This is a genomic window from Psychrobacter sp. 16-MNA-CIBAN-0192 (genome assembly GCF_040309565.1).
Classification (GTDB): Bacteria; Pseudomonadota; Gammaproteobacteria; order Pseudomonadales; family Moraxellaceae; genus Psychrobacter.
In genome coordinates this window covers 1-256 of sequence record NZ_JBEOOX010000455.1, presented here as the reverse complement: position 1 = coordinate 256, position 256 = coordinate 1, and the positions used below count along the sequence as shown (strand labels likewise).

At 39.1% G+C, this 256-nt stretch carries 1 protein-coding gene; it reads right to left on the bottom strand.

Annotated elements, in window-relative coordinates; all coding sequences use genetic code 11:
* A partial coding sequence (locus tag AAEY78_RS13940) for a GAF domain-containing protein (protein WP_352339966.1) occupies nucleotides 1-256 on the bottom strand: 256 nt, incomplete at both ends.

The window sequence follows — 256 nt, the reverse complement described above, 5'->3', positions numbered from 1 at the left end:
ATTTTTAATTCCTCAGCGGTTTGTTTACGGCGTTGTGACACTAAGGTACTGCCTACTAAAGTTGCTAAAGAGCGTAAGTAGGTTTCTTCACTTTGCGTCCATTGGCGAAACTCCCCAACGGTTTCTGCGCATAAAATACCTAAATTTCCGTCACCGGTTGTAATAACGGCATCTAGCATAGATTTTATATTATTAGGTTTTGCATAATGCTCAATAAAATCAACGGTAGCGGGATGATTATAAACATCGTCAATAG